General features: G+C 72.5%; 23 protein-coding genes and 3 tRNA genes. 22 read left to right on the top strand and 4 right to left on the bottom strand.

The genetic code is table 11. From position 1 onward, the window contains the following. Positions 1-24: 24 nt before the first annotated feature. Positions 25-891 carry an aminotransferase class IV gene (locus AOM03_RS02865; protein WP_062378104.1) on the bottom strand — a complete coding sequence of 289 codons (867 nt, stop codon included), beginning with the start codon at positions 889-891 and terminating at the stop codon, positions 25-27. Beyond that, complete coding sequence (locus AOM03_RS02860) at positions 888-1,982, bottom strand: chorismate-binding protein (protein ID WP_062378102.1); 1,095 nt, start codon at positions 1,980-1,982, stop codon at positions 888-890. The genes AOM03_RS02865 and AOM03_RS02860 overlap by 4 nt, the downstream gene beginning before the upstream one ends. A 115-nt stretch (positions 1,983-2,097) precedes the next feature. Between AOM03_RS02860 and AOM03_RS02855 the strand changes: the two genes are divergently transcribed. From AOM03_RS02855 to AOM03_RS02800, 13 genes are all read left to right on the top strand, one after another. After that, positions 2,098-2,170, top strand: a tRNA-Gly gene (locus tag AOM03_RS02855). A gap of 32 nt (positions 2,171-2,202) precedes the next feature. After that, positions 2,203-2,273 (top strand) — tRNA-Cys (locus AOM03_RS02850). Positions 2,274-2,278: 5 nt separating this feature from the next. After that, a tRNA-Val gene (locus AOM03_RS02845) sits at positions 2,279-2,353 on the top strand. A gap of 257 nt (positions 2,354-2,610) precedes the next feature. Then, entirely contained in the window at positions 2,611-4,794 is a 2,184-nt protein-coding gene (locus AOM03_RS02840) for a DEAD/DEAH box helicase (RefSeq protein ID WP_062378099.1), read from the top strand. A gap of 72 nt (positions 4,795-4,866) precedes the next feature. Then, a complete protein-coding gene (locus AOM03_RS02835; protein WP_062378097.1) occupies positions 4,867-5,478 on the top strand; it encodes a thymidine kinase in 612 nt (203 codons plus the stop codon). Positions 5,479-5,558: 80 nt separating this feature from the next. Further along, positions 5,559-5,711, top strand: coding sequence for a hypothetical protein (locus AOM03_RS12610; protein ID WP_156157587.1), 153 nt, complete (start codon positions 5,559-5,561; stop codon positions 5,709-5,711). 188 nt (positions 5,712-5,899) lie between these two features. Beyond that, positions 5,900-6,493, top strand: coding sequence for a 2'-5' RNA ligase family protein (locus AOM03_RS02830; RefSeq protein ID WP_062378095.1), 594 nt, complete (start codon positions 5,900-5,902; stop codon positions 6,491-6,493). A gap of 95 nt (positions 6,494-6,588) precedes the next feature. Next, positions 6,589-6,963, top strand: coding sequence for a hypothetical protein (locus AOM03_RS02825; RefSeq protein WP_156157586.1), 375 nt, complete (start codon positions 6,589-6,591; stop codon positions 6,961-6,963). Between the two features lie 216 nt (positions 6,964-7,179). Further along, positions 7,180-7,638 carry a CYTH domain-containing protein gene (locus AOM03_RS02820; RefSeq protein ID WP_062378092.1) on the top strand — a complete coding sequence of 153 codons (459 nt, stop codon included), beginning with the start codon at positions 7,180-7,182 and terminating at the stop codon, positions 7,636-7,638. Beyond that, positions 7,635-9,254 (top strand): deoxyguanosinetriphosphate triphosphohydrolase family protein, encoded by a 1,620-nt coding sequence (locus AOM03_RS02815; protein WP_227589864.1) that lies wholly within the window; start codon positions 7,635-7,637, stop codon positions 9,252-9,254. The genes AOM03_RS02820 and AOM03_RS02815 overlap by 4 nt, the downstream gene beginning before the upstream one ends. A gap of 161 nt (positions 9,255-9,415) precedes the next feature. Continuing rightward, positions 9,416-9,940, top strand: a complete 525-nt coding sequence (locus AOM03_RS02810; protein WP_062378089.1) for a hypothetical protein — start codon at positions 9,416-9,418, stop codon at positions 9,938-9,940. Between the two features lie 104 nt (positions 9,941-10,044). Then, a complete protein-coding gene (locus AOM03_RS02805) occupies positions 10,045-11,238 on the top strand; it encodes a phosphotransferase (RefSeq protein ID WP_156157585.1) in 1,194 nt (397 codons plus the stop codon). 118 nt (positions 11,239-11,356) lie between these two features. Next, complete coding sequence (locus AOM03_RS02800) at positions 11,357-11,875, top strand: hypothetical protein (protein WP_062378086.1); 519 nt, start codon at positions 11,357-11,359, stop codon at positions 11,873-11,875. 80 nt (positions 11,876-11,955) lie between these two features. Here the strand turns inward: AOM03_RS02800 and AOM03_RS02795 are convergent, their stop codons facing one another. Both AOM03_RS02795 and AOM03_RS02790 read right to left on the bottom strand, forming a co-directional pair. After that, a complete protein-coding gene (locus AOM03_RS02795) occupies positions 11,956-12,633 on the bottom strand; it encodes a response regulator transcription factor (RefSeq protein ID WP_062378084.1) in 678 nt (225 codons plus the stop codon). After that, on the bottom strand, positions 12,630-14,105 hold the full coding sequence (locus AOM03_RS02790) for a sensor histidine kinase (protein WP_062378082.1): 1,476 nt from the start codon (positions 14,103-14,105) through the stop codon (positions 12,630-12,632). Before AOM03_RS02790 ends, AOM03_RS02795 begins: the two co-directional genes overlap by 4 nt. A gap of 175 nt (positions 14,106-14,280) precedes the next feature. Between AOM03_RS02790 and thrS the strand changes: the two genes are divergently transcribed. The 9 genes from thrS to AOM03_RS02745 all read left to right on the top strand — a co-directional run bounded on the left by thrS (position 14,281) and on the right by AOM03_RS02745 (position 22,517). Then, on the top strand, positions 14,281-16,272 hold the full coding sequence (thrS, locus tag AOM03_RS02785) for a threonine--tRNA ligase (protein ID WP_062378080.1): 1,992 nt from the start codon (positions 14,281-14,283) through the stop codon (positions 16,270-16,272). After that, on the top strand, positions 16,269-16,817 hold the full coding sequence (locus AOM03_RS02780) for an HIT family protein (protein WP_082092154.1): 549 nt from the start codon (positions 16,269-16,271) through the stop codon (positions 16,815-16,817). The genes thrS and AOM03_RS02780 overlap by 4 nt, the downstream gene beginning before the upstream one ends. After that, a complete protein-coding gene (gene pgsA, locus AOM03_RS02775) occupies positions 16,818-17,477 on the top strand; it encodes a phosphatidylinositol phosphate synthase (RefSeq protein WP_062378075.1) in 660 nt (219 codons plus the stop codon). Positions 17,478-17,496: 19 nt separating this feature from the next. After that, positions 17,497-18,384, top strand: a complete 888-nt coding sequence (locus AOM03_RS02770) for a phosphatidylinositol mannoside acyltransferase (RefSeq protein WP_062378073.1) — start codon at positions 17,497-17,499, stop codon at positions 18,382-18,384. A gap of 1 nt (position 18,385) precedes the next feature. Then, positions 18,386-19,537 (top strand): glycosyltransferase family 4 protein, encoded by a 1,152-nt coding sequence (locus tag AOM03_RS02765; protein ID WP_062378070.1) that lies wholly within the window; start codon positions 18,386-18,388, stop codon positions 19,535-19,537. Next, complete coding sequence (pdxS, locus tag AOM03_RS02760; protein ID WP_062378068.1) at positions 19,534-20,442, top strand: pyridoxal 5'-phosphate synthase lyase subunit PdxS; 909 nt, start codon at positions 19,534-19,536, stop codon at positions 20,440-20,442. Before AOM03_RS02765 ends, pdxS begins: the two co-directional genes overlap by 4 nt. 11 nt (positions 20,443-20,453) lie before the next feature. Then, positions 20,454-20,978 (top strand): NUDIX hydrolase, encoded by a 525-nt coding sequence (locus AOM03_RS02755; protein ID WP_062378066.1) that lies wholly within the window; start codon positions 20,454-20,456, stop codon positions 20,976-20,978. After that, positions 20,924-21,574: a pyridoxal 5'-phosphate synthase glutaminase subunit PdxT gene (pdxT, locus tag AOM03_RS02750; RefSeq protein WP_062378064.1), complete on the top strand. Its 651-nt coding sequence runs from the start codon at positions 20,924-20,926 to the stop codon at positions 21,572-21,574. The genes AOM03_RS02755 and pdxT overlap by 55 nt, the downstream gene beginning before the upstream one ends. Before the next feature lie 76 nt (positions 21,575-21,650). Next, a complete protein-coding gene (locus AOM03_RS02745) occupies positions 21,651-22,517 on the top strand; it encodes a MurR/RpiR family transcriptional regulator (protein WP_062378062.1) in 867 nt (288 codons plus the stop codon). Positions 22,518-22,565: the final 48 nt, after the last annotated feature.

Raw genomic sequence — 22,565 nt, 5'->3', positions numbered from 1 at the left:
ACTATAGCGCCTCTCGCGGGGTGGTCATGACACCCGACGCGCCGGCGGGTCGGAATCGGCCCCGGCCCGCTCGTCGAATGCCTCCGCGAGTCGGCTCAGCAGCGGTCCGGGCGCGAGCTCCGCGCCATCCAGGGACACCAGCGGCTGCACGCGCCGCGTCGACGACGTCACGGCGGCGAAGGCTCGCCCGTCGGCCACCTCGTCGAGCACGGAGAAGGGCAGCTCGCCCGGCGCGGCCTCCCGCATCGGCAGCCCCGCGTCCGCGCCCCACTCGAGGGCGAGCCCGCGGGTGATGCCGGCGAGGCAACCGGCCTCGAGCGGCGGCGTGAGGATCTCTCTCCCGCGCTCGACGAAGACGTTGGTCGCCGTGCCCTCGCACAGGTCGCCCGCGGTGTTGGCCATGAGCGCCTCGTCGGCGCCGCGCTCGCGCGCGAACTCCATCATCACCACGTTCTCCGCATAGGAGGTGCTCTTCACCCCGGCGAGCGGCGAGCGCTCGTTGCGCCGCCAGGGCGAGCGCACGGCGCGGCATTCGGCGGGCGGGGCGCCGTCGTTGGCGGTCACCACCACGACGCCGGGGCCGTCGCCGCGCGCGGAGCTCATGGGCCCGGGCCCCGAGGTCACCGTGATGCGCAGCCGGGTCAGACCCGGCGCGGCCGCGAGCACGGCGGAGACGCCGTCGCGCACCGCCGCATCGTCCACGCGAAGGCCGATGCGCGACGCCGAACGATGCATCCTCTCCAGGTGGCGCGCGAGCCCGAACGCCCGCCCGTCGACCACCTCGAGGGTCTCGAACACGCCGTCGCCCACGGTGAGTCCGTGGTCAGCCGCCGTGAGGATCGGCTCGTCCGGGTCTCGCAGGGCGCCCGCGGCCCACACCACCTGTCTCATGCGGACATCCTCGTGGCGGAGGCCAGGGCGATCAAGCGACGCGCCTTGAGCTCGGTCTCCTCCCACTCGCCGGCGGGGTCGGACCCCCACGTGATCCCGGCCCCGGTGCCGAAGCGCAGCACCCCGCCGCGCTCGGGCGACCACGCGAACGTGCGGATGCCCACGGCCAGCTCGGCCTCGCGGCGGTCGGCGTCGATCCACCCGATCGCCCCGCAGTACGGCCCGCGGGCGACGGGCTCCTCGCGGGCGATGATGCGCAGGGCGCTCGACTTGGGGGCGCCGGACACGGAGCCGGGCGGGAACGTGCCGTCGAGCAGCGCGGGCCACAGCGCGGGGGTCCAGTCGTACTCGGGCGCGAGCTCCGCGGCGACGGTCGACTGCAGGTGCACCAGCCCGGGGTGCTCGTGGAGCCCCAGCAGCTCCGGCACGCGCACCGACCCCGGCCGGGCGACGTGCGAGAGGTCGTTGCGGATCAGGTCCGTGATCATCACGTTCTCCGCGTCGTCCTTGGGCAGCATCGCCTCGCCGGGCGCGCACGTGCCCTTGATGGGACTCGACTCGACCGTCGTGCCGGAGACGCGCAGGTAAAGCTCGGGGCTTGCGGAGACCACCCAGGCGCCCGGCCGGCCGGGCGCCTCCGGGACGACGATGCGCGCCGCGTGCCGGGCGGGGTTGCCGGCCGCGAGGCGCTCCGCGAGGGCCACGGCGTCCGGCCCCGGGGCGGCCGCGGGCAGCCGCGCCTCGAGCATCCGGCACAGGTTCACCTGATAGGCCTCGCCGTCGCGGATGTCCCGACGGATCGCCTCCACCCCCGCCAGGTAGCCGGCGCGGTCCAGACTGCTCGACCAGGCGCGGCCGTCCGGCCCCTCCCAGGAGCGTCCGGACGGGGTCTCCGCCGCATCGTCCCTGGTGACCCGGTCCATGCGCCAGGCGTCGAGGCGCCCCTCGAAGCTCCCCACGACCACCCAGAAGCCCCCGGCGGCCACCCGGGCGCCGTCGACGGCGAGGTCCGCATGCGCGTCCACGCCGGCCGCGCGCACGCCGCGGAAGGCGGCGCTGCCGGCCCGTCGCGGGTCGCTCTCCCAGGTCACGGACCCACGGTAGTGCGCGCCCCGGAGGCCCCCGCGACGCGCCTCCGGGCACCGATTTGGCTTGCCCGGGGTTGTGGGCTAATCTCTATCTCTCGTCGGGGCAACGCCCTGACACGCGGACGTGGCTCAGTTGGTAGAGCATCACCTTGCCAAGGTGAGGGTCGCGGGTTCGAGTCCCGTCGTCCGCTCGTAGTTCGACGCCAACCTCGGTTGGTACCGCGGTGGGTTGGCCGAGAGGCGAGGCAGCGGCCTGCAAAGCCGTATACACGGGTTCGAATCCCGTACCCACCTCGCATGGGCGATTGGCGCAGCGGTAGCGCGCTTCCCTGACACGGAAGAGGTCACTGGTTCGATCCCAGTATCGCCCACCAGGACACAACCCCCGTATCTCCCTTCTGAACCAGGGTTGCGGGGGTTTCGTCGTAGTGACGACACTCGACGAAGGTGCACGGAGCGCGGATCGACCCGCATCCGCCGGGCAGGTCCCACCGGCGGGAGGCCCCGGCACCACGGGTGGAGGTCCGGCCACGGAGGCCCGGGCACCGCACGCTTCGGTGCGTGCGTCCCGGCGAACGATGCTGTACCGCGCGGCGGAGCACGCCGGCGTGGGAACGACGAAGGAGGCGCCTTGGCGCGTAGTGGTGGTGGCCGCAGCGGGCGGTCGTCGGCGGGCACCCGATCACGGGGCCGTTCCGCGCGTCCCGCACCCAAGGACCTGATCGGAGTCCTCGCGGGGCTCGCGAGGGAGGTCGACGGCACGGTCAAGCGACCCCCGACGCGGCCCGCGGTGCGCACCAAGTTCCAGGTGGTCGCGCAGCTGATCCGCGAGGAGCGCGCCCGCGTCAAGACCGACGAGGACCTCACCCAGGCCAAGCGCGAGCAGGAACTCAAGCGCCTCGACGGCATCGCCACCATGCTCGCGAAGACCGCCGCCCGCGACACGTCCCTGCTGTCGCTGCTCGCCGACGACGCGCGCGTCACCGACGCGGCCCGCGAGTACAAGGCCACCGTCCTGCGCGCCGCCGGCCGCGAGGCCCCCGAGGAGCCCGAGCCGGTCGCGCCCACGCCGCCGCCCCCGGGCGCGGACAAGCGCGTGGTGCCCCAGTCGGTCCTGCAGCGCCAGATGGTCAACCCGTTCCTCGCCCCGGACTTCTCCGTCGCGGCGGCCCGCCAGACGGTCGAGCCGCTGCGCCTGGCCGGCTGGGAGCTCCTCGAGCCGCTGTTCCGGTCCTTCGAGACCGACACCTCCGGCACCCCGTCGTGCATGGATCTGCCCGCGCCCGGCCCCGCCCTCGCGGCCCGCATGGGCGTGCCCCCGGGTCGCGAGCTCATGCCCCACCAGGCGGCGCTCGTCGCCGCCGCGGCCCGCGGCCACCGGACCTTCCTGCTCGCCGACGAGCCCGGCCTGGGCAAGACCGCGCAGGCCCTGCTGGCCGCGCAGGCGGCGAACGCCTTCCCGCTGCTGGTCGTGGCGCCGAACGTCGTGAAGAGCAACTGGGCGCACGAGGTCGAGATGTGGCTGCCCGGCCGCCGCGCCACCGTGGTCCACGGCGACGGCAACACCGTCGACGCGTTCGCCGACGTGGTCATCGTCAACTACGCGATCCTCGACCGCCACGTGGGCTGGATGGGCGAGCTGGGCTTCCAGGGCATGGTCGTCGACGAGGCGCACTTCATCAAGAACAAGACCTCCCAGCGCTCCCAGCACGCGCTCGAGATCGCGGACCGCATCCGCGAGCGCACCGCGCACCCGCTCATGATGGCTCTCACGGGCACGCCCCTCATCAACGACATCGAGGACTTCCGCGCCATCTGGCAACTGCTCGGCTGGATCGACGACGACAAGCCGCTGGGCCCGCTCATGACCCGGCTCGAGGAGATCGGCGTGACCCCGGTCAACCGCGCCTTCGCCCCGGCGGCGCGCTCCGCGGTGGTCGACATGGGCATCGTCCGCCGCCGCAAGGTCGACGTCGCCGCGGACATTCCCGCGCGCCGTGTCGCGGACCTTCCGGTCGAGCTCGACGGCGCCGTGGGGCGCTCCATCCGCGCGGCCGAGGCGGAGCTCGCACGGCGCATGGTCGAGCGCTACCGGGCCGTCATGGCCACGGGGCACGGCGCCGTCCCTGGCGCCGGGACCGGGGACGATGCGGTGGCCGGGATCGACCTCGAGGTCGCCCGCCGCGTCGCCGCGGCCGAGCTCAAGGACTCGGTGGGCAAGACCAAGGGCGAGAACGTCTTCTCCGTGGTCCGTCGCATCGGCCAGGCGAAGGCCGGGCTGGCCGCCGACTACGCGGCCCAGCTGGCCCGCAACGTGGGCAAGGTCGTGTTCTTCGCCAAGCACGTGGACGTCATGGACGAGGCCGAGCGGATCTTCGCCGATCGCGGCATCGGCTACGCCTCGATCCGCGGCGACCAGACCGGCGCCGCGCGCGACCGCAACGTCAAGGCCTTCCAGGAGGACCCCGACGTGCAGGTCGCGGTGTGCTCGCTCATGGCCGCCGGCGTGGGTCTCAACCTGCAGGTCGCCTCGAACCTGGTGCTCGCCGAGCTGTCCTGGACCGACGCGGAGCAGACCCAGGCGATCGACCGCATCCACCGCATCGGCCAGACCGAGCCCGTCACCGCGTGGCGCATCATCGCCGCGCAGACCATCGACGCGGCCATCGCGGAGCTCATCGACAGCAAGTCCAACCTCGCCGCGCGGGCGCTGGACGGCGCGGTCATCGAGGACGGCGACGCCGTCTCCGACGTTCAGCTCGAGGCGCTGGTGGCGCTGCTCACGGGTGCGCTCGAGGCGGAGGACGGCGTCTGATCCCGTCCGGGGCGTGCCGGCGGGGCCGGTACGCTCGTCGGCGTTCCCCGTGGGGCAAGTGAAGGAGAACCGGTGGCCAAGCTGTACTTCCGCTACGGCGCGATGAACTCGTCGAAGTCCGCGCTGCTGCTCACGGCCGCGTACAACTACGAGGAGCGCGACCAGCACCCCGTCATCGTCAAGCCGGGCATCGACACCAAGGCCGGGGAGTCCGTCTCCTCCCGGATCGGTGTCGAGCGCTCCGTCGACGTGCTGCTCGGCGCGGAGGACTCGTTCCTCGACAGGCTCGCCGCGCATCGTCCCCTGGACCGCATCGACGCCGTGTTCGTGGACGAGGCCCAGTTCCTCACCGCGGACCAGGTGGATCAGGCGTTCGAGGTCGCAGTGGGCCACGGCGTGCCGGTGCTCTGTTACGGCCTGCGCGGCGACTTCATGACGCGGTCCTTCCCGGGCTCGCTGCGCCTGCTCGAGATCGCGCACTCCATCGAGGAGCTGAAGACCATCTGCCGATGCGGGTCCAAGGCGATCTTCAACGCCCGCCTGGTGGGCGGTGAGTTCGTCTCGCACGGCGCGCAGGTCGCGATCGACGGCCAGCAGGCCTCGTACGAGTCGCTGTGCGGCCGCTGCTACCGCGACAAGGTGGGGCCGGTGCGACACGCCGAGCCGGTGGGCATCGCGGAATAGTCCCGCTTGTCCGGCTCGTTCCTCTGAGGGTCCGCCGGCGCCCGTCCGGGTGCCCGGGACCATCGACGAAGGGATCTTGCATGGACATGGACGAGCTCAAGAAGAAGGCCAAGGACGCGCTGCCCAGCGACGAGCAGATCGAGAAGGTGGCCGACAAGGTCGAGGAGCACGCGCCCGACGAGGCCGGCCGGACCATCGGCAAGGCCGAGCAGTGGGCCAAGGACAACAACTGAACGAACGATTCAGCGCTGGCCTGCGGGCCGCGCGAGACGAAGGCGCCGCTCCCTGTCGGGGGCGGCGCCTTCGTCGTGTGTCGCCGTCGTTGCGTGCGGCTCGCGTGCTTCGCGTGCGGCTCGCGTGCTGTGGCCCCGCTGCGACCCCCGCAGCGCCGCGGCCGGTGCGCGGTGCGTACCGTGGACGCATGCGGGTCTTCATCGCGGTGGCCGTTCCGCCGGAGGTGGACGAGGCGCTCGATGGGCTCGAGCGCGAGGTGCGCGTCTGGGCCCGAGCGGAGCACGTGCGGCTGCGCTGGGTGCCCTCCGGCGCACGTCACGTGACGTTGCGGTTCGTGGGGGAGTGCGACGACCCCGAGCCGGTGATCGAGGCGGTCGAGCGCGCGGTCGCGCCCGCGTCCGCCGACCCGGCGTCTCGCCCGGCGTCGGCGACCCGCCCGGCCCCGGCGTCCGGCCCAGTCCCCGCAGGCCGCGCTGCCCCCGCGCCCCAACTCGCCCTGGGATCCCAGGTCGAACTGCTCGGCCACTCCGCGGTCGTGGTCCCCGTGTCCGGAGCGGAGCCGCTCGCCCGCGCCGTCGCCCGGGAGCTCCGGGTCGCCGCGCCGCGGTTCATGGGGCACGTCACCGTGGGCCGGGTGCGACCTCGGCCGGTCGCGCCACCTCCGGTCTCCGTGGCGGAGGCCGCCTGGATCCCTGGTTCCGTCGAGGTCATCGAGTCGCGGCCGGGCGGCACGCCGCGCTACGTGACGCTCGCGTCGCTGCCGGTACAGCGGGTCGCCTGACGCGCGCCGCCCCCTCACGGAATTGGTAGATGGTGGTCGGTCTCGCGACTTCCTTGCGCCTGAGGGGTAGCTGGTTGTCGATTAGCCTCTCCTCCATGCCGAACTCGCTCGCGGTGGATAGCGACGCCCGCCTCGACGGATGGCGCGTGGGCGCGGTCGCGACGCTCGGCGCGGGTGCTCTCATGTGGGCGGGACTGGCCTGGCCCGCGGCCGCCCACGTTGACGGCGGTGCCAGTGTGGTGACGGCGCTCGTGTTCGTGGGTGCCGCTGTCCTCCTCGGCGGCCTTGCTGCGGCCACGGCGCGTCGCCGTGGCATCGCCATCTGGGGAGGCATTGCCTCCGGGCTCATCGCCGTGCTGTCCGTGACGGACCAGATGGGTGCATGGGACGCGGTCTCGCTCGTCGTTGCCGCCGCCGGATGCGTGACCTGCGCAGTGGTCGCCTGGCGCGAACAGGCGCGGGCGCGGTAGTTGACGGTCGTCGCACGGGCCGCGGGCACGGGCGCGGCGAGCACGGGGTGTGGTTGCGGTGCGCTAGCCGAATTCACGCAGTTCGGGCGGGGGCGCGCTCGGTCTGCCCAAAGTGCATAAATTCGGCTAGCGTCCCGAACGCATTCGACATCCTCGCCGAGCCCGAACCGCCGCCGCAGCCCTGATAGCGTCGGCCCGAGCGAAAGGCGGGCCGGCATGGGCATCGAGATCGAGGTCAAGCACCTGGTGAGGGACGAGTCGTGGCGCGACGCCGCGACGGGTTCGGCGCGCATGGCACAGGGCTACGTGGCGTCGGGAGACATGCGCACCGTTCGCGTGCGCATCGCGGATTCCGAGGCGTGGCTGACGCTCAAGTTCGGCGGTGGCAAGGCGCGCGGCGAGTTCGAGTACGCGATCCCGGTGGAGGACGCGCGCGCCCTGCTCGCGCACGCCGAGGGAACCGTCATCGACAAGACCCGCTGGTACGTCCCCTTCGAGGGTCACACCTGGGAGGTCGACGAGTTCCACGGCGACCTCGCCGGGCTGGTCACGGCCGAGCTCGAGCTCGAGTCCGAGGACGAGGACTTCCCGCTGCCCCCGTGGGTGGGCGACGACGTCACCGGACGGCCCGAGTACCTCAACTCGTCGCTCGCCGCGAACGGCCTTCCCCGGTGACGGACGTGGCCGACCTCTCCGAGCCGGCGGCGCCCGAGTCGACGGCACCCGGGACGGACCTGCCCGACGCCACCGAGGTGGCGCCCGCGTTCGACCCGCGCGTCCTGCGCCGCATCCCCGAGCCGCTCGACGAGTACCAGCGCGTCGAGTACCGCCCCGAGTACCGCGTCGACCTGGAGCGCATCCGCTTCTCGCCGTACTTCTCGCGCTTGTCCGCCGTCACCCAGGTGATCTCGCAGTCCGGCGCGGGACTCGCGGTCCACAACCGCCTTACCCACTCGGTCAAGGTGACGGCCGTGGCGCGCGCCATCGCGGTCTCCTTCGCGGCCGATGCGGGGGAGCGCGGCCGGCTGGTCCAGGAGCTGGGCGGCTGCGACCCGGTGGTGGTGCAGGCGGCCGCGAGCGCCCACGACCTGGGCCACCCGCCGTTCGGCCACCTGGGCGAGACGACGCTCGACCGACTCGCCCGGTCGCGTTTCGGTCTCCTCGAGGGCTTCGAGGGCAACGCCCAGACCTTCCGCATCCTCACGCGCCTGGACGAGTACGACCGAGCCGGCAGCGGACTCAACCTCACCGCGGCGGTGCGCGCCGCGGTGCTCAAGTACCCGTGGCTGCGCGCCGAGGGTGACCGCTGGGCGGCGGGACCGGAGACCCCGCGCGGGCTGTCCCCGCGGCGGCCGGGGGAGGGCGCCCGCAAGTTCTCGGCGTACGTGCTCGACGCCGCCGACTTCGCCGAGGCCCGTGCGGCCTACCCCGCGATCGAGGACCTCCAGCAGACGGTGGAGTGCTCGATCATGGACGTCGCGGACGACGTGGCGTATTCGATGCACGACCTCGACGACTTCTACCGCGCGGACCTGCTCAACCAGGCCGCGGTGTCGTCCGAGTTCCGCACCTTCGCGTACGACCGCGCGCGCCTGGCGGCCATGGACACCGACGAGCTCCGCCGGAATCGCCGCACGCCCGGCCACGGCCTGGAGATCCTGCAGCGCAAGCTGGTGGGCAAGGACGCGTGGATCGCCAACGACGATGCGTTCGGCGAGTCCGTCGCGCGGGTCGCCGACGAGGTGGTCGAAGGGCTCCTGGCCATCCCCTACGACGGCTCCCTGGCCGCCGACAGGTCGCTCACGGTCTTCATGGCGCGGTGGATCGCGCGGCTGCAGCACTCGGTCCAGGTGGTGCGGCACCCGCACATCCGCTCGGGCCACATCAGCCTCGAGACCGCCGCGTGGCACGACGTCCAGATCCTCAAGTTCCTCCAGGAGCGCTTCGTGCTCCACCGTCCCGACCTGGCCGTATATCAGCGCGGACAGGCGAGCGTCATCGAGCGGCTGGTGGAGTCCCTCGACGCGTGGCTCGAGGACGAGGTCGACGTCAAGCGCGCGCCCCGGCGCCTGCTCGACATGGTCGAGGTGGCCCACGCGGACTACCGGCGCGTCCGCGCCCGCCGACCCGAGCTGCTCCCCAGCACCGACGGCGCGGTGCTCGACCGGCTCGCCACCGGCCGCGGCATCATCGACTACGTCGCCTCGCTCACGGACGCCCAGGCCATGAGCCTCGCCAACCTCATCTCCGGCGCCTCCGAGCGCCTCTGGGACGGCGGGCAGGGGCTCTGACGCCGCACTTCTGAGAGGGGACTCACCCACGTGAGAGGACTCTCATCGAATCTCATGGTCGCGCTCATGCAACGCTCCTGAGCCCCTTATGCGGGCTCGACAGAGTGGTCTCACCGCAAGGGACCGGCACCACCGCCGGACCGCAGACAAGGGAGACCATCATGATGAAGTTCAACCGCAAGGCGATGTGGATCACGGCCGGCGCGCTCGGCCTCGCGACCATCGGCGGGGGCGCCGTCGCCGCCACCGGCATGACCGAGACCCCGCTCGAGCCGGAGACCACCGCGAACGACGCCACCGTCAAGCCCACCTCGTCGATCGCGCCGCTGGCCCTGTCGACCCAGTCGGTGCGCTCGGCCTACAGCGTGATCTCGCCCGTGTCCGCGGTGTCCGTCGTCTCGGTGGCGTCGCCGGTGTCCGTCGACTCGCCCCTCTCGGTCGCGTCGCCCCTGTCCGTCGATTCGCCCCTCTCGGTGGCGTCCCCCGCGTCCGTCGATTCGCCCCTCTCCGTGGCCTCGCCGGCCTCGGTCGCGTCCCCCCTGTCCGTGGACTCGCCCCTCTCGGTCGCGTCGCCCCTCTCCGTGGACTCGCCGGCCTCCGTCGCGTCGCCCGCGTCGGTGGACTCCCCGGCCTCGCCCGCCTCGCCCGCGTCGGCGCCCAGCGCCCCCAGCGCGCCGTCCGCCTGAGGCCCGGAAGCGCATCGTCCGCCCGCACCAACCGTCCCCGTCCTCGTCGGCAAACCCCTCAGCGCCGACGAGGACGGGGCCCTTCTGCCGCCATGATGGATGCCATGACCGCCACCACGCTGGACCTGCTCGCGTCGAGCGAGGCGGGCGACGTGCTCGCCGCCGCCCTGGGAACCGCCGGCCTCGAGCTGGGCGACTGGCGCATCGACGCCGTGCACGCCCGGCCGGGCGCCGAGACCTCCGTCGGCTACGCCGCGAGCACGGGAGCGGGCGAGCTGTACCTGGTCGCGAGCGACGCCCGGCTCACCGAGTCCGAACGCGCCGCGTGCGGCGCCGTGAGGCTCGAGGCCGGCGATGCCGTCATCCACGTCTGGCGTCACCCGGCCGACCCCGCGCTCCCGGGGCTGGCCACGGCCTCCACGCCGGCCACCCTGGCCGAGGCCTTCGGACGCGCCGGGCACGGTGACGTCGCGGTCGCCGAGCTGCAGATGCTCGTGCTCCGACCCCTGCGGCGCGCCGTGCTGCGCGCGCAGGTCGAGGCCGCAGGGGAGCGGTCCACCTGGTTCGTCAAGGTGGTGCGGCCCTCCCGCGCCGACGCGCTGCTCGAGCGCCATGCGATGTGCGCCCTCGCGCCCGCGGCGTACGACCTGGGCCACGGCGTCGTCGCCGTCGCCCAGGCCCGCGGCGTGCCCATGACGCACGCCCTGCATCGTCCCCGGGGAGACGCCCCGGCCGCCCTCGACCCCGACCTCGTCCTCAAGGCCATCGACTCGCTCCCGTCCGAGGCCGCCGCGCTGAGGGCGCGACCGTCCGTCCCGGACCGGCTCCACCACTACGCCGCCACGGCGGTCGCCCAGGGGCTCGACCGGGCCCGCGTCGACGCGGCGGTCGGCGCGATCACCAGCGTCCTGGAACGCGACCTCGCGCCGGAGGTGGGCGTCACGCACGGCGACCTCCACCCCGCGAACGTCTTCGTCGACGATGGCACGGCACCCACGGCGGTGACCGCCCTCATCGACATCGACACGCTGGGCCCGGGGCGGCGCGCCGACGACCTGGCGACGATGCTCGCGCACCTGCTCGTCCTGCCCACCTTCGACGCGGCGGGCTATCCGACCGCCGCATCCGCGGCGGAGGACCACTTCGCGGCCTTCGCCGCGCGCTGCGACGCCGACGACCTGCGGGCCCGCACCGCCGCGAACCTCATCGCGCTGGCCGCGGGCGCCGCGGACGCGTCGTTCCGCGGGGAGTGGCTGGGCCTCGCCGAAGGGGTGCTCGACCGCCGCCTGCTCGCATGAGAGTTCTCTCATCGAACTCTCCCCGCGCGTTCACGTAGGCCTCCTCGACGGCACATGAGCGAGCGGCACAGTGGTGCCATCGGCAGGCGCATCGGCGCCCCTCGCGAAGGAGAGCATCATGCAGTTCACTCGGAAGACCATCTGGATCACCGCCGGCGCGCTTGGCCTCGCGTCGCTGGGCGGCGTCGCCGTGGCGCAGGGCCTGGGCAATGACCGCGCCACCCTGGGCGGCTCGGACGTCGACAAGGAGGGCATGTACGTCGACGGCATCGAGCGCGACGTGCGTGACGCCGACGAGGCGTCGACCTCGGTCGCGGGGGAGGGCGCGGGGTCGACGGAGGGCCAGGAGGGCACGGCCGCCGGCGAGGATGCCGCCGCACCGGGTTCCGAGGCGTCGCCGGACTCCTCGACCGCGGGCGCCACGGAGGGGGCGACGCCGTCGACGACCTCGCGCCCCGCCTCGACCCAGGTGCCGCTCAACCTCTCGACCATCTCGGCGAAGTCCACCTACTCGGTGTACTCGGTGATCTCGCCGGCCTCGATCGTCTCGGTCGCGTCCATCGCCTCGGTCGCCTCGGTCGACTCGCCCGCGAGCATCGACTCCCCGGACTCGGCCCCCAGCGCGGCGTCCGCGTAGACGGCGGGCCCACCCCGCATCGGCCCCCGGCATCACCAGCCGGGGGCCGATGCGCGTCCGGGTGACCGTCGGGCGTCGCCTCAGGCCTGGCGCCGGTTCGCGACGAACCGGTAGCCCACGCCGCGGACGGTCTCGATGCGCTCGGCGCCCAGCTTGCCGCGCAGGTAGCGCACGTAGACGTCGACCACGTTGGACCCGGGGTCGAAGTCGTAGCCCCAGACCCGGGACAGGAGCTGCTCGCGGCTCAGGGCGCGGCCCGGGTTGGACAGGAACGCCTCGGCCAGCGCGAACTCGCGCGCGGACAGGTCCACCTCGACGCCGTCGACCGAGGCCTGACGGGAGCGCAGGTCCAGCTCGACGCCGCCCTGGCTCAGCACCATGGAGTCCGCGGTGGGCGCCTCCCGGCGCAGGCGCAGCCGCACCCGCGCGATCAGCTCCTCGAAGCGGAACGGCTTGCCCAGGTAGTCGTCGGCGCCGCCCTCGAGGCTGCGCACCGTGTCGTCGATCGAGGTGCGCGCGGTGAGGATGATGACGGGGAGGTCGTTGCCGGAGCCGCGCAGCCGCTCGAGCACGTCGAGACCGTCCTCGTCGGGCAGGCCCAGGTCGAGGATGACCAGGTCGAAGTCGCCGGTCATGGCCAGGTGGTAGCCGTCCCGCCCGGTCGCGGCGCGCTCGCTGGTGAAGCCCGCCGAGCGCAGCCCCTTCTCGATGAACGATGCGATGCGGTCCTCGTCCTCGACGATCAGAATCTGGCTCATGCGCGGGCCTCCTGGTGGCTCGTGGCGGTGACGGGAAGGACGATGGTGAAGCGGGAGCCGATGCCGACCGCGGACTCGAGCTCGACCGTGCCGCCGTGGCCGGCCGCGATCGCGGACACGATGGTGAGGCCCAGCCCCGACCCGCTGCTCGAGGTGGCCTGCTGGAAACGGTCGAAGATGCGCTGCTGATGCTCGGCGGGCACGCCCTCGCCCTGGTCGCGCACCCACAGGCGGACGCGGTCGCCGTCGATCGACGCCCCGAGCCCGATCTGCGAGCCGGCCGTGGAGAAGCGCACCGCGTTCGCCGCCAACTGGAGCCAGGCCTGGGTGACGCGCTGCGGGTCCACGGCGACCACCGCATCGGCCGTCGCGTCGAGCATCCATTCGCGCTCACCCAGGCCGCGGGCCTTGGCGAGCACTGCCTCGGTGAGGGGGCCCAGGTCGGTGGGGCGGGCCTGGATGAAGTCGGGGCGCTCGGACTTGGCGAGCGTCATGAGGTCCTCGACCAGGCGGCTCATGCGCTCGAGCTCGTCGAGGCTCAGGTCGCGCACCTCCCGGGCATCCGCCGGGTCGGCCGGGTCCATGAGCTCGAGGTGGCCGCGCAGCACCGTGATGGGGGTGCGCAGCTCGTGGCTCACGTCGTCGAGCAGCGCCATCTGCGAGGCAAACGCGGTCTCCATGCGGCCCAGCATCTGGTTGACGGAGTCGGTCATGTCCGCGAGGTCGTCGGTGCCGGTGACCGGGATGCGCTCGGAGATGTCCTCCCGGCCGATGCTCCGTGCGGCGGCCGCGAGGACGCGGATGGGGCGCAGCAGGCGGCCGGCGAACAGCCACGCGACCACGGCGACCACGACGAACGCGGCGAGCGCCACCCACGCGTAGATGGCGAAGGCCCTGCGGAACTCCGCGAGCTCCGCGTCCTCGTCGTAGGCGAGCACCTCGGCGGCGACCGGGACGTCGGCGTCGACATTCCCCGCGGTGCCCACCACGAGCTCGCCGTCCACCGTGGCCCGGACCGGCACCACGGCCACCTGGTAGTTCCCATACGTCGTGGACACGCGCGCGTACGAGACGTCGTCCGCGGTGGTGAGGGGCGTGACCTCGTCGATGAACTCGGGATCGTCCTCGAGCGGCATGACGGCCTCGCGGGAGAGGTAGGCGAGCTCGCCGTCGATGAAACCGATCACGCCCTCGTTGGGCTTGGGGATGACGCGCTGCATCGAGGTGCGCAGCGCGTCGCTCGGGGCGGCGAACGGCTGCCCGGTCGACGGGTCCACCCCCACGGAGAGGAGCTGCTCGAACTCGCTCACGTCCGAGGCGAGATCGCGGCCGATGCGGTCGATCACCTGGGCGTCCTGGATGCTGGCGGCGACGAACCCGGACACCGCGAGGGCGAGCGCGGTGAGGGCGAGCACCGCGGCCAGGATCCGCGTGCGCACGCTGACGCCGCGGCGCGGCGATGCGTCGGCCATGCGCTCCTCCTCGGGTCGGATCCCAAGGTACCGGCGCGCGGCGCCGCCGCCGCGCCACGGCGTGACCGCGTGACCGAGCCCCCGCCACACCGAACCCGCGCCCAAGGCGACGGCGCGGGACCCAGGCTCGGTAGCATCGTCCCGTAGAACGCCCGCCCACCCGAGGAGTACCACCGTGCCCAGCCTGACCGCGACCATCGACGGCATCGAGCGAGAGCTCGAGCCGGGCACCACGGGCACGGACCTGTTCGCCGACCGGCGCGACGTGGTCGTCATGCGCGTCGACGGCGCCCTGTGGGACCTCGCCCGCGAGGTGCCCGCCGGCGCCGCGGTCGAGGCCGTCACCACGGCGGACCCGGACGGACTCATGGTGCTGCGCCACTCGACCGCGCACGTGCTCGCGCAGGCGGTGCAGCAGGTCAACCCCGACGCCAAGCTGGGCGTGGGCCCGCCCATCGAGAACGGCTTCTACTACGACTTCGACGTCGCGACGCCCTTCACCCCGGAGGACCTGAAGAAGCTCGAGAAGACGATGCAGCGCATCGTCAAGGAGGGCCAGGCCTTCGTGCGCCGCGAGGTCACCCGCGAGGAGGCCCTCGCGGAGCTCTCCCACGAGCCCTTCAAGTGCGAGCTGCTCACGCACGACACGGAGGGTGCCGAGGGCGCCTCGGTGGAGATTGGCGAGGGCGAGATCACCATCTACGACAACGTGCGCCGCAACGGTGACCGCGCGTGGGGCGACCTGTGCCGCGGCCCGCACGTGCCCAGCACCAAGGTGCTCGCGAACGGTTGGTCGCTCATGCGCTCGGCGGCCGCGTACTGGAAGGGCTCGGAGAAGAACCCGCAGCTCCAGCGCGTCTACGGCACCGCCTGGCCCACCAAGGAGGAGCTGGTCGCGTACAAGGAGCGGCTTGCCGAGGCCGAGCGCCGCGACCACCGCAAGCTGGGCGCGGAGATGGACCTGTTCAGCTTCCCGGACGAGATCGGCTCGGGCCTCGCGGTGTTCCACCCCAAGGGCGGCGTGGTCCGCATGGAGATGGAGGAGTACTCGCGCCGCCGCCACGTCGAGGAGGGGTACGAGTTCGTCTACACCCCGCACGCGACCAAGGCGCAGCTGTTCGAGACCTCCGGCCACCTCCAGTGGTACAAGGACGGCATGTACCCGGCCATGCACATGGACGAGGAGCGCGACTCCCAGGGCAACGTCACCAAGCAGGGCCAGGACTACTACCTCAAGCCCATGAACTGCCCCATGCACAACCTCATCTTCGGCTCGCGCGGGCGCTCCTACCGCGAGCTGCCGCTGCGCCTGTTCGAGTTCGGCACGGTGTACCGCAACGAGAAGTCCGGCGTGGTCCACGGCCTCACCCGCGCGCGCGGCTTCACCCAGGACGACGCGCACATCTACTGCACGCGCGAGCAGATGAAGGACGAGCTCACCACCACGCTCGAGTTCGTGCTGGGCCTGCTCAAGGACTACGGCCTGGAGGACTTCTTCCTCGAGCTGTCGACCCGCAACCCCGAGAAGTCGGTGGGCTCGGATGAGATCTGGGAGGAGGCCACGAAGACGCTCGCCGAGGTCGCCGAGGCCTCGGGCCTCGAGCTGGTCCCGGACCCGGGCGGCGCCGCCTTCTACGGCCCCAAGATCTCCGTGCAGGCGCGCGACGCGATCGGCCGCACGTGGCAGATGTCCACCATCCAGCTGGACTTCAACCTGCCCGAGCGCTTCGAGCTCGAGTACCAGGCCTCCGACGGCACCCGCCAGCGCCCGGTGATGATCCACCGCGCGCTGTTCGGCTCGATCGAGCGCTTCTTCGCGATCCTCACCGAGCACTACGCGGGCCAGTTCCCCGTGTGGCTGGCGCCGGTGCAGGTGCGCGCGATCCCGGTCGCGGAGCCCTTCAACGACTACCTGGGCGAGATCGTCGCGCGCCTCAAGGCCCGCGGCATCCGCGCGGAGCTCGACGCCTCGGACGAGCGCTTCCCCAAGAAGATCCGCACCGCGTCCAAGGAGAAGATCCCGTTCGTGCTCATCGCCGGCGGCGAGGACGCGGACGCCAACGCGGTGTCCTTCCGCCTGCGCGACGGCAGCCAGGACAACCAGGTCCCGGTGGACGATGCGGTGGAGCGCATCGTCGCCGCGGTCGCCTCGAAGGCCCAGGTCTGAGCGTGACCGACGAGGTCGACGCGCACGAGTTCGGGGGAGACCCCGACGGCTTCGAGCGGCTGTGGACCCCTCATCGCCTCGCGTACGTCAAGTCCGACAAGCCGGCGGGGGAGTCCCGCGGCTGCCCCCTGTGCCGCAAGGCGGAAGAGGACGACCGCGCCGCGCTGGTGGTCCACCGCGGCGAGCACTGCTACGTGGTGCTCAACCTCTACCCGTACAACCCCGGCCACCTCATGGTGTGCCCGTACCGGCACGTGGCGATGTACACGGAGATCACGGACGCCGAGCGCGACGAGATGTCGGTGCTCACCCAGCGCTCCATGACCCTCCTGGAGCGTTCGAGCGGACCGCAGGGCTTCAACATCGGCATGAACCAGGGCCGCGTCGGGGGAGCGGGCATCTCCGCCCACCTGCACCAGCACATCGTCCCCCGCTGGGAGGGCGACGCGAACTTCCTGCCCATCATCGGGCGCACCAAGGCGCTGCCCGAGCTGCTCGACGACACGTGGCAGCGCCTCAGCGCCGCCTTCAGAGAGGACCGCTGAATGTTCGGCAGGCTCCGGCCCTACATGGCCGCCCTGTGGCAGAGGCCCGCCCGCGCGCTGCTCGCCCTGGGTGTCCACCCCAACGTCATGACCGTGATCGGCACCGTCGGCGTGGTCGCCGGCGCGCTGCTGTTCTTCCCGCGCGGCGGGCACTGGCTGTTCTACGGCGCGCTGTTCATCACCTTCTTCGTCATCACGGACATGCTCGACGGCACCATGGCGCGCCTGGGCGACAAGAGCTCGCGCCTGGGCGCGTTCCTCGACTCGACGCTGGACCGCGTCGCGGACGCCGCGATCTTCGGCACCATCGCGTGGGTGTTCGTCGACATCGACCGCCTCACCGCGCTGGGCGCGCTGTGCACCCTGGCCGTCGGCTCGCTCGTGCCGTACGCCCGCGCCAAGGCGGAGGCGATCGGCGTCGAGGCCAAGGGCGGGCTCGCGGAGCGCTCGGACCGGCTGGTGGTCGGACTGGTCGCGGTGGGCTTCTACGGGATCGGGATCTTCCCGCTCGTCGTCCTGACCTGGGCGCTGTGGATCCTCACCGTCCTCGCCGCCATCACGGTGGTCCAGCGCATCTGGGCCGTGGTGCGCCACGCCCGCCTGCACCCCGAGTGGAACGCGCGGCTCGAGGGCGGACCGCAGCTGTACCCCCACGAGTGAGCAGGCGGCGCGTCCCCGCATGAATGCCTTTCTGCTCGCCTTCCGCGCGTCCCGCTACGTGCCCGAGCCCGTGATCCGCGCGATCGCGTGGACCGGCACCATGACGGTGTGGGCGCGGCGCCTCAAGCCCGCCCGGCGCCTCGAGGACAACCTCCATCGCGTCACCGGCCTCGAGGGGCGGGCGCTGCGCACGCTGTCGCGAAAGGGCCTCGCCTCGACGGCGCGCTACTACGCGGAGACGTTCACCCTGGGCCGGCTGCCCGGAAGCGTCATCGACGCCCGCGTGCGTGTGGTCAACGGCCCGGCGCTCACCGACGCGCTCGCGCGTGACGGCCGCGCCGTCGTCGCCCTGTCGCACTCCGGCAACTGGGACATCGTGGGCGCGTACGCCTGCCGCCACTGGGGCCAGGTGGTCACGGTCGCCGAGGTGCTCAAGCCCCGCGAGGTGTTCGACGAGTTCGTCGCGCTGCGCGAGAAGGTGGGCATGCGCATCCTGGGCCACGAGGGGTCGTCGACGTTCAAGGAGCTGGTGCGCATCGGCAGCACCGACGGCGGCGTCCTGTGCCTGCTCGCCGACCGCGACCTGTCCGGCTCCGGCATCCCAGTCGAGTTCGCCGGCCACGAGGCCAAGGTGGCGCCCGGTCCCGCGGCCCTCGCCGTCGCCACCGACTCCACCCTGGTGCCCGTCATGGTCACCTACGAGCGTCTGCGCGGCCGGGCGCGCCTGCGCGCGCGCTCCAGGTGGGGCGTGGTGATGACGTTCGGGGAGCCGCTCGAGCCCGGCGACGCGCCGGGGGACGATGCGGTGGGGCACCTCACGCGGGCGTGGGTAGAGTTCATGGGCCGGTCGATCCAGGAGACGCCGGAGGACTGGCACATGCTGCAGCGCTTCGGATGGACGGATTGAGATGAGGATCGGGATCGTCTGCCCGTACTCGCTCGACCGTCCCGGCGGCGTCCAGCTCCACGTCCTCGACCTGGCCAAGGCGCTCATGGACCGGGGCCACGACGTCTCGGTGCTCGCGCCGGCGGCCGACGACACCCCCGTGCCGCCCTTCGTGGCCAGCGCCGGCCGGTCCATCCCCATCCGCTACAACGGCTCCACCGCGCGGCTCACGTTCGGGATGATGGCGGCCGCGCGGGTGCGCGAGTGGCTCACTTTGGGCCACTTCGACGTGGTGCACCTGCACGAGCCGGGCGCCCCGTCCCTGTCGGTCATCGCGATGTGGGCGCGGCTGGGCCCCACGGTCGCGACCTTCCACTCGTCGCAGTCCGAGTCGATCGCCATGCGGCTGGCCAAGCCGTGGATCAAGCCCGGCTACGAGGAGCTGGACGCGCGCATCGCCGTGTCGCCCTCGGCCGCGGAGACCATCAAGCACCACCTCCGGGTCCAGGCGACGCACATCATCCCCAACGGCGTCGACACCTCCAACTACGTCGACGCGGTGCCGGAGCCGCGGTGGCAGGGCACCGCATCGTCCCCCACGATCGGGATCCTGGGCCGCCTCGACGAGCCACGCAAGGGGCTCGACGACTACCTCGCCGCCATCCCTCACGTGCGCGCCCGTCATCCGCACGCGCGCTTCCTGGTCGCGGGCCGGTTCAACGAGCGGGTCGCCGCGAAGGCGGCGCAGGCCGGCGCCGAGGTGATCGGGGAGCTCGACGAGCCCGCCAAGGCGCGCTTCATGTCCTCGGTCGACATCTACTGCGCCCCCAACCTGGGCGGGGAGAGCTTCGGCATCGTCCTGGTCGAGGCGATGGCCGCCGGCGCCGCCGTGGTCGCCTCGGACCTGGTGGCCTTCCAGGACGTGTCGTCCTTCGGGGACGGGCACGCCGCCGCCCACCACCGGGTGGGCGACCCGGAGGACCTGGCCGCGCGCATCGTCGAGCTGCTCGACGACCCCGAGGCGCGCCGCGACCTGGCCGCCCGCGGCCGCGAATGCGCCATGAGTTTCGACTGGTCCAACGTCGCGCCCCGCATCGAGGAGACGTATCGCGACGCCATTAGGATGGACGCCGAGTTCCATCCCCATCCCACGAAGGACGTGACACCTCAATGAGCACTACCGTCGACAACGCGACGCCCCAGGTCGGCACCGACCTCGTCAAGCGAGGCATGGCCGAGATGCTCAAGGGCGGCGTGATCATGGACGTGGTCACGCCCGAGCAGGCGCGCATCGCCGAGGACGCGGGCGCGGTCGCGGTCATGGCGCTCGAGCGCGTGCCGGCGGACATCCGTGCGCAGGGCGGCGTGTCGCGCATGAGCGACCCGGACATGATCCAGGGCATCATCGACACGGTCTCCATCCCCGTCATGGCGAAGGCCCGCATCGGCCACTTCGTCGAGGCGCAGGTGCTCGAGTCGCTGGGCGTGGACTACATCGACGAATCCGAGGTGCTCACCCCCGCGGACTACACCCACCACATCGACAAGTGGAACTTCACCGTGCCGTTCGTGTGCGGCGCGACCAACCTGGGCGAGGCGCTGCGCCGCATCTCCGAGGGCGCGGCCATGATCCGCTCCAAGGGCGAGGCCGGCACCGGCGACGTCTCCAACGCGACCACGCACATGCGCCAGATCCGTGCGGAGATCAAGGCGCTCACCGCGCTCCCCGAGGACGAGCTGTACGTGGCCGCCAAGGAGCTCCAGGCGCCGCTGCCGCTGGTCCAGGAGATCGCGAAGACCGGCAAGCTCCCCGTCGTGCTGTTCACCGCGGGCGGCATCGCCACCCCGGCGGACGCCGCGATGATGATGCAGCTGGGTGCGGAGGGCGTGTTCGTCGGCTCCGGCATCTTCAAGTCGGGCGACCCGGCCAAGCGCGCCGCCGCGATCGTCAAGGCCACCACGTTCTACGACGACCCGTCGGTCATCGCCGAGGTCTCGCGCGGGCTGGGCGAGGCGATGGTGGGCATCAACGTCGAGGAGGAGCCCGAGCCGCACCGCCTCGCCGAGCGCGGCTGGTAAGCGGCCTGCTGGTGGCGGGTGACGCGGGCGACCGGCGCATTCATCGCCGGGGCGCCCGCGTCCTGCTGCTGCGGCCCGGAACCTCCGGGCCGGAGATGCTCATGGTGCGCGGGCACGACCCGCACGATGCGGACCGCACCTTCTGGTTCACGCCCGGCGGCGGTCTCGAGCCGGGGGAGACGATGCGCGCCGCGGCCGTGCGCGAGCTCGCCGAGGAGACGGGTTACGTCCTCGAGGAGGACGAGCTGGTCGGACCGGTGTGGCGGCGCGTCGCACTCTTCGACTTCAAGTCCCGGCCGTACACACAGGCGGAGGAGATCTTCGTCGGGCGGGTGGCCGATGCGGAGCGGCGGTCGCGCACCGCGTCCGAGTGGACCGAGATCGAGCAGGAGACCATCGACGAGCTCGCGTGGATGAGCGAGTCCGACGTGCGGGACGCGCCCATCGAGGTGTTCCCGGCGACGCTGCGCGAGCCGTGGGGATGGTTGATGGAGTGGGACGGGGAGACCCGGGACCTGGGAGAGGTGGACGAGTGACGACGATCGGCGTGCTGGCCCTGCAGGGCGACGTGCGCGAGCATGCCGCCGCGCTGGAGCGCGTGGGCGCGCAGGCGGTGCGCGTGCGGCGGCTGTCCGAGCTCGAGGCGGTGGAGGCGCTCGTGATCCCCGGCGGCGAGTCGACGACCATCGACAAGCTGCTGCGCGCCTTCGGCCTGTTCGAGCCGCTGCGCGAGCGCCTGGCAGGCGGCATGCCCGTGCTGGGCTCGTGCGCCGGCATGATCATGCTCGCCACGGACATCGTGGGCGGCATCGCGGGCCAACGGTCGCTCGGCGCGATCCCCATGACGGTGCGCCGCAACGCCTTCGGTCGCCAGGTCGACTCGTCCGAGGTGGAGCTCGCCTGGGCGCCCGACGGCTCGGCCATGCACGCGACCTTCATCCGGGCGCCGTGGGTCGAGTCCCACTCGCCGGAGGTCGAGGTTCTCGCGACCGTCGAGGGCCCGGACGGCGCACGCCACCCGGTCGCCGTGCGCCACGGGAACGCCATCGCGACCTCGTTCCACCCCGAGATGGTCGCGCCCGGCGCGACCCCCGACGACCGCGTCCACGCGCTGCTGCGCGACCTCGCGTAGCGCTCATCCCCACCGCGACGCGCCGTTTTCCCCCATTTGTGGGGGGTCCCAGACGCGCTATCGGATACTTGTACACGTGAACAATGACGCTCGCCGCCCTCACGACCTCGGCTCCCTGCGCGCCTCGCTGCAGGCACGCCTGCCCGCCCTGCGCGCCTCCGATGCGCGCGTGATCCAGCTGGTCCTCGACGACCCCGAGTTCGTGCGCGACGCGCGCACGGCCGAGGTGGCCGATCGCGCCCAGGTGTCGCCCGCCACGGTGGTGCGCGCCTCCCGGGCCGCCGGGTTCGAGGGATTCGCCGAGCTCCGCCTCGCCCTGCACCGCGCGACGGCGCTGCGCCCCGACGACCACACGCCCCTGGCGGTGACCGATTCCCGCACGACCGCCGACATCCAGAACGCGATCCTGGGCTCGCACGCCGAGTCCGTCGCGGCCATCCGCGGCACCCTCGACATCGACGCCCTCGAGCGGGCGATCCAGGCGATCTCCGACGCGGACAAGGTGCTGCTCGCCGGCACCTCGACCTCCCACGCCACCGCCGTGGACGCGGTCTTCCGCTTCCGGTCGGTGGGCCTCGTCGTCGGCATGTCCCGCGACGACGTCTCGCAGCAGATCCAGGCCCGGCTGCTGGGCACCAAGGACGTCGCCCTGGTGATCTCCCACTCCGGCCGTACCGCCACGAGCCTCCAGGTCGCGAGGGCGGCCCGCGAGGTGGGCGCTCACGTCATCGCGATCACCAGCTACGTCGAGTCGCCGCTCACGGAGCTCGCGACCATCTCGCTTGTCGCCGGCGGCGCGGACCCCGGCCTCGAGATGACGCCCTCGTCCAGCCGCATCGCGCACCTCACGATCGTCGACATGCTGCACGCCGGCGTCGCGCTGGCGGACATGGAGCGCACCCGCAAGGCCAGCGCCATCACGGCCGAGGTGCTCGGGTACTGACCGGGACCTTCGCGGGGAACGTCGTTTCGACGCGTTCATAAACTTGCG

Origin of the sequence: Demequina pelophila (assembly GCF_000971175.1) — a bacterium.
GTDB lineage: Bacteria > Actinomycetota > Actinomycetes > Actinomycetales > Demequinaceae > Demequina > Demequina pelophila.
The sequence above is the reverse complement of the archived record's forward strand: the minus strand, read 5'-3'. Positions and strand labels throughout refer to the sequence as shown.

Excerpts from the sequence above, each read along its gene's own strand:
- AOM03_RS02820 (WP_062378092.1), top strand. The coding sequence starts at position 7,180 with ATGGGCATCGAGATCGAGGTCAAGCACCTGGTGAGGGACGAGTCGTGG.
- AOM03_RS02825 (WP_156157586.1), top strand. The coding sequence starts at position 6,589 with ATGCCGAACTCGCTCGCGGTGGATAGCGACGCCCGCCTCGACGGATGG.
- AOM03_RS12610 (WP_156157587.1), top strand. The coding sequence starts at position 5,559 with ATGGACATGGACGAGCTCAAGAAGAAGGCCAAGGACGCGCTGCCCAGC.
- AOM03_RS02865 (WP_062378104.1), bottom strand. The coding sequence starts at position 891 with ATGAGACAGGTGGTGTGGGCCGCGGGCGCCCTGCGAGACCCGGACGAG.
- pdxT (WP_062378064.1), top strand. The coding sequence starts at position 20,924 with ATGGTTGATGGAGTGGGACGGGGAGACCCGGGACCTGGGAGAGGTGGA.
- AOM03_RS02790 (WP_062378082.1), bottom strand. The coding sequence starts at position 14,105 with ATGGCCGACGCATCGCCGCGCCGCGGCGTCAGCGTGCGCACGCGGATC.
- AOM03_RS02810 (WP_062378089.1), top strand. The coding sequence starts at position 9,416 with ATGATGAAGTTCAACCGCAAGGCGATGTGGATCACGGCCGGCGCGCTC.
- AOM03_RS02765 (WP_062378070.1), top strand. The coding sequence starts at position 18,386 with ATGAGGATCGGGATCGTCTGCCCGTACTCGCTCGACCGTCCCGGCGGC.
- pdxS (WP_062378068.1), top strand. The coding sequence starts at position 19,534 with ATGAGCACTACCGTCGACAACGCGACGCCCCAGGTCGGCACCGACCTC.
- AOM03_RS02770 (WP_062378073.1), top strand. The coding sequence starts at position 17,497 with ATGAATGCCTTTCTGCTCGCCTTCCGCGCGTCCCGCTACGTGCCCGAG.
- AOM03_RS02795 (WP_062378084.1), bottom strand. The coding sequence starts at position 12,633 with ATGAGCCAGATTCTGATCGTCGAGGACGAGGACCGCATCGCATCGTTC.
- AOM03_RS02800 (WP_062378086.1), top strand. The coding sequence starts at position 11,357 with ATGCAGTTCACTCGGAAGACCATCTGGATCACCGCCGGCGCGCTTGGC.
- AOM03_RS02805 (WP_156157585.1), top strand. The coding sequence starts at position 10,045 with ATGACCGCCACCACGCTGGACCTGCTCGCGTCGAGCGAGGCGGGCGAC.
- pgsA (WP_062378075.1), top strand. The coding sequence starts at position 16,818 with ATGTTCGGCAGGCTCCGGCCCTACATGGCCGCCCTGTGGCAGAGGCCC.
- AOM03_RS02830 (WP_062378095.1), top strand. The coding sequence starts at position 5,900 with ATGCGGGTCTTCATCGCGGTGGCCGTTCCGCCGGAGGTGGACGAGGCG.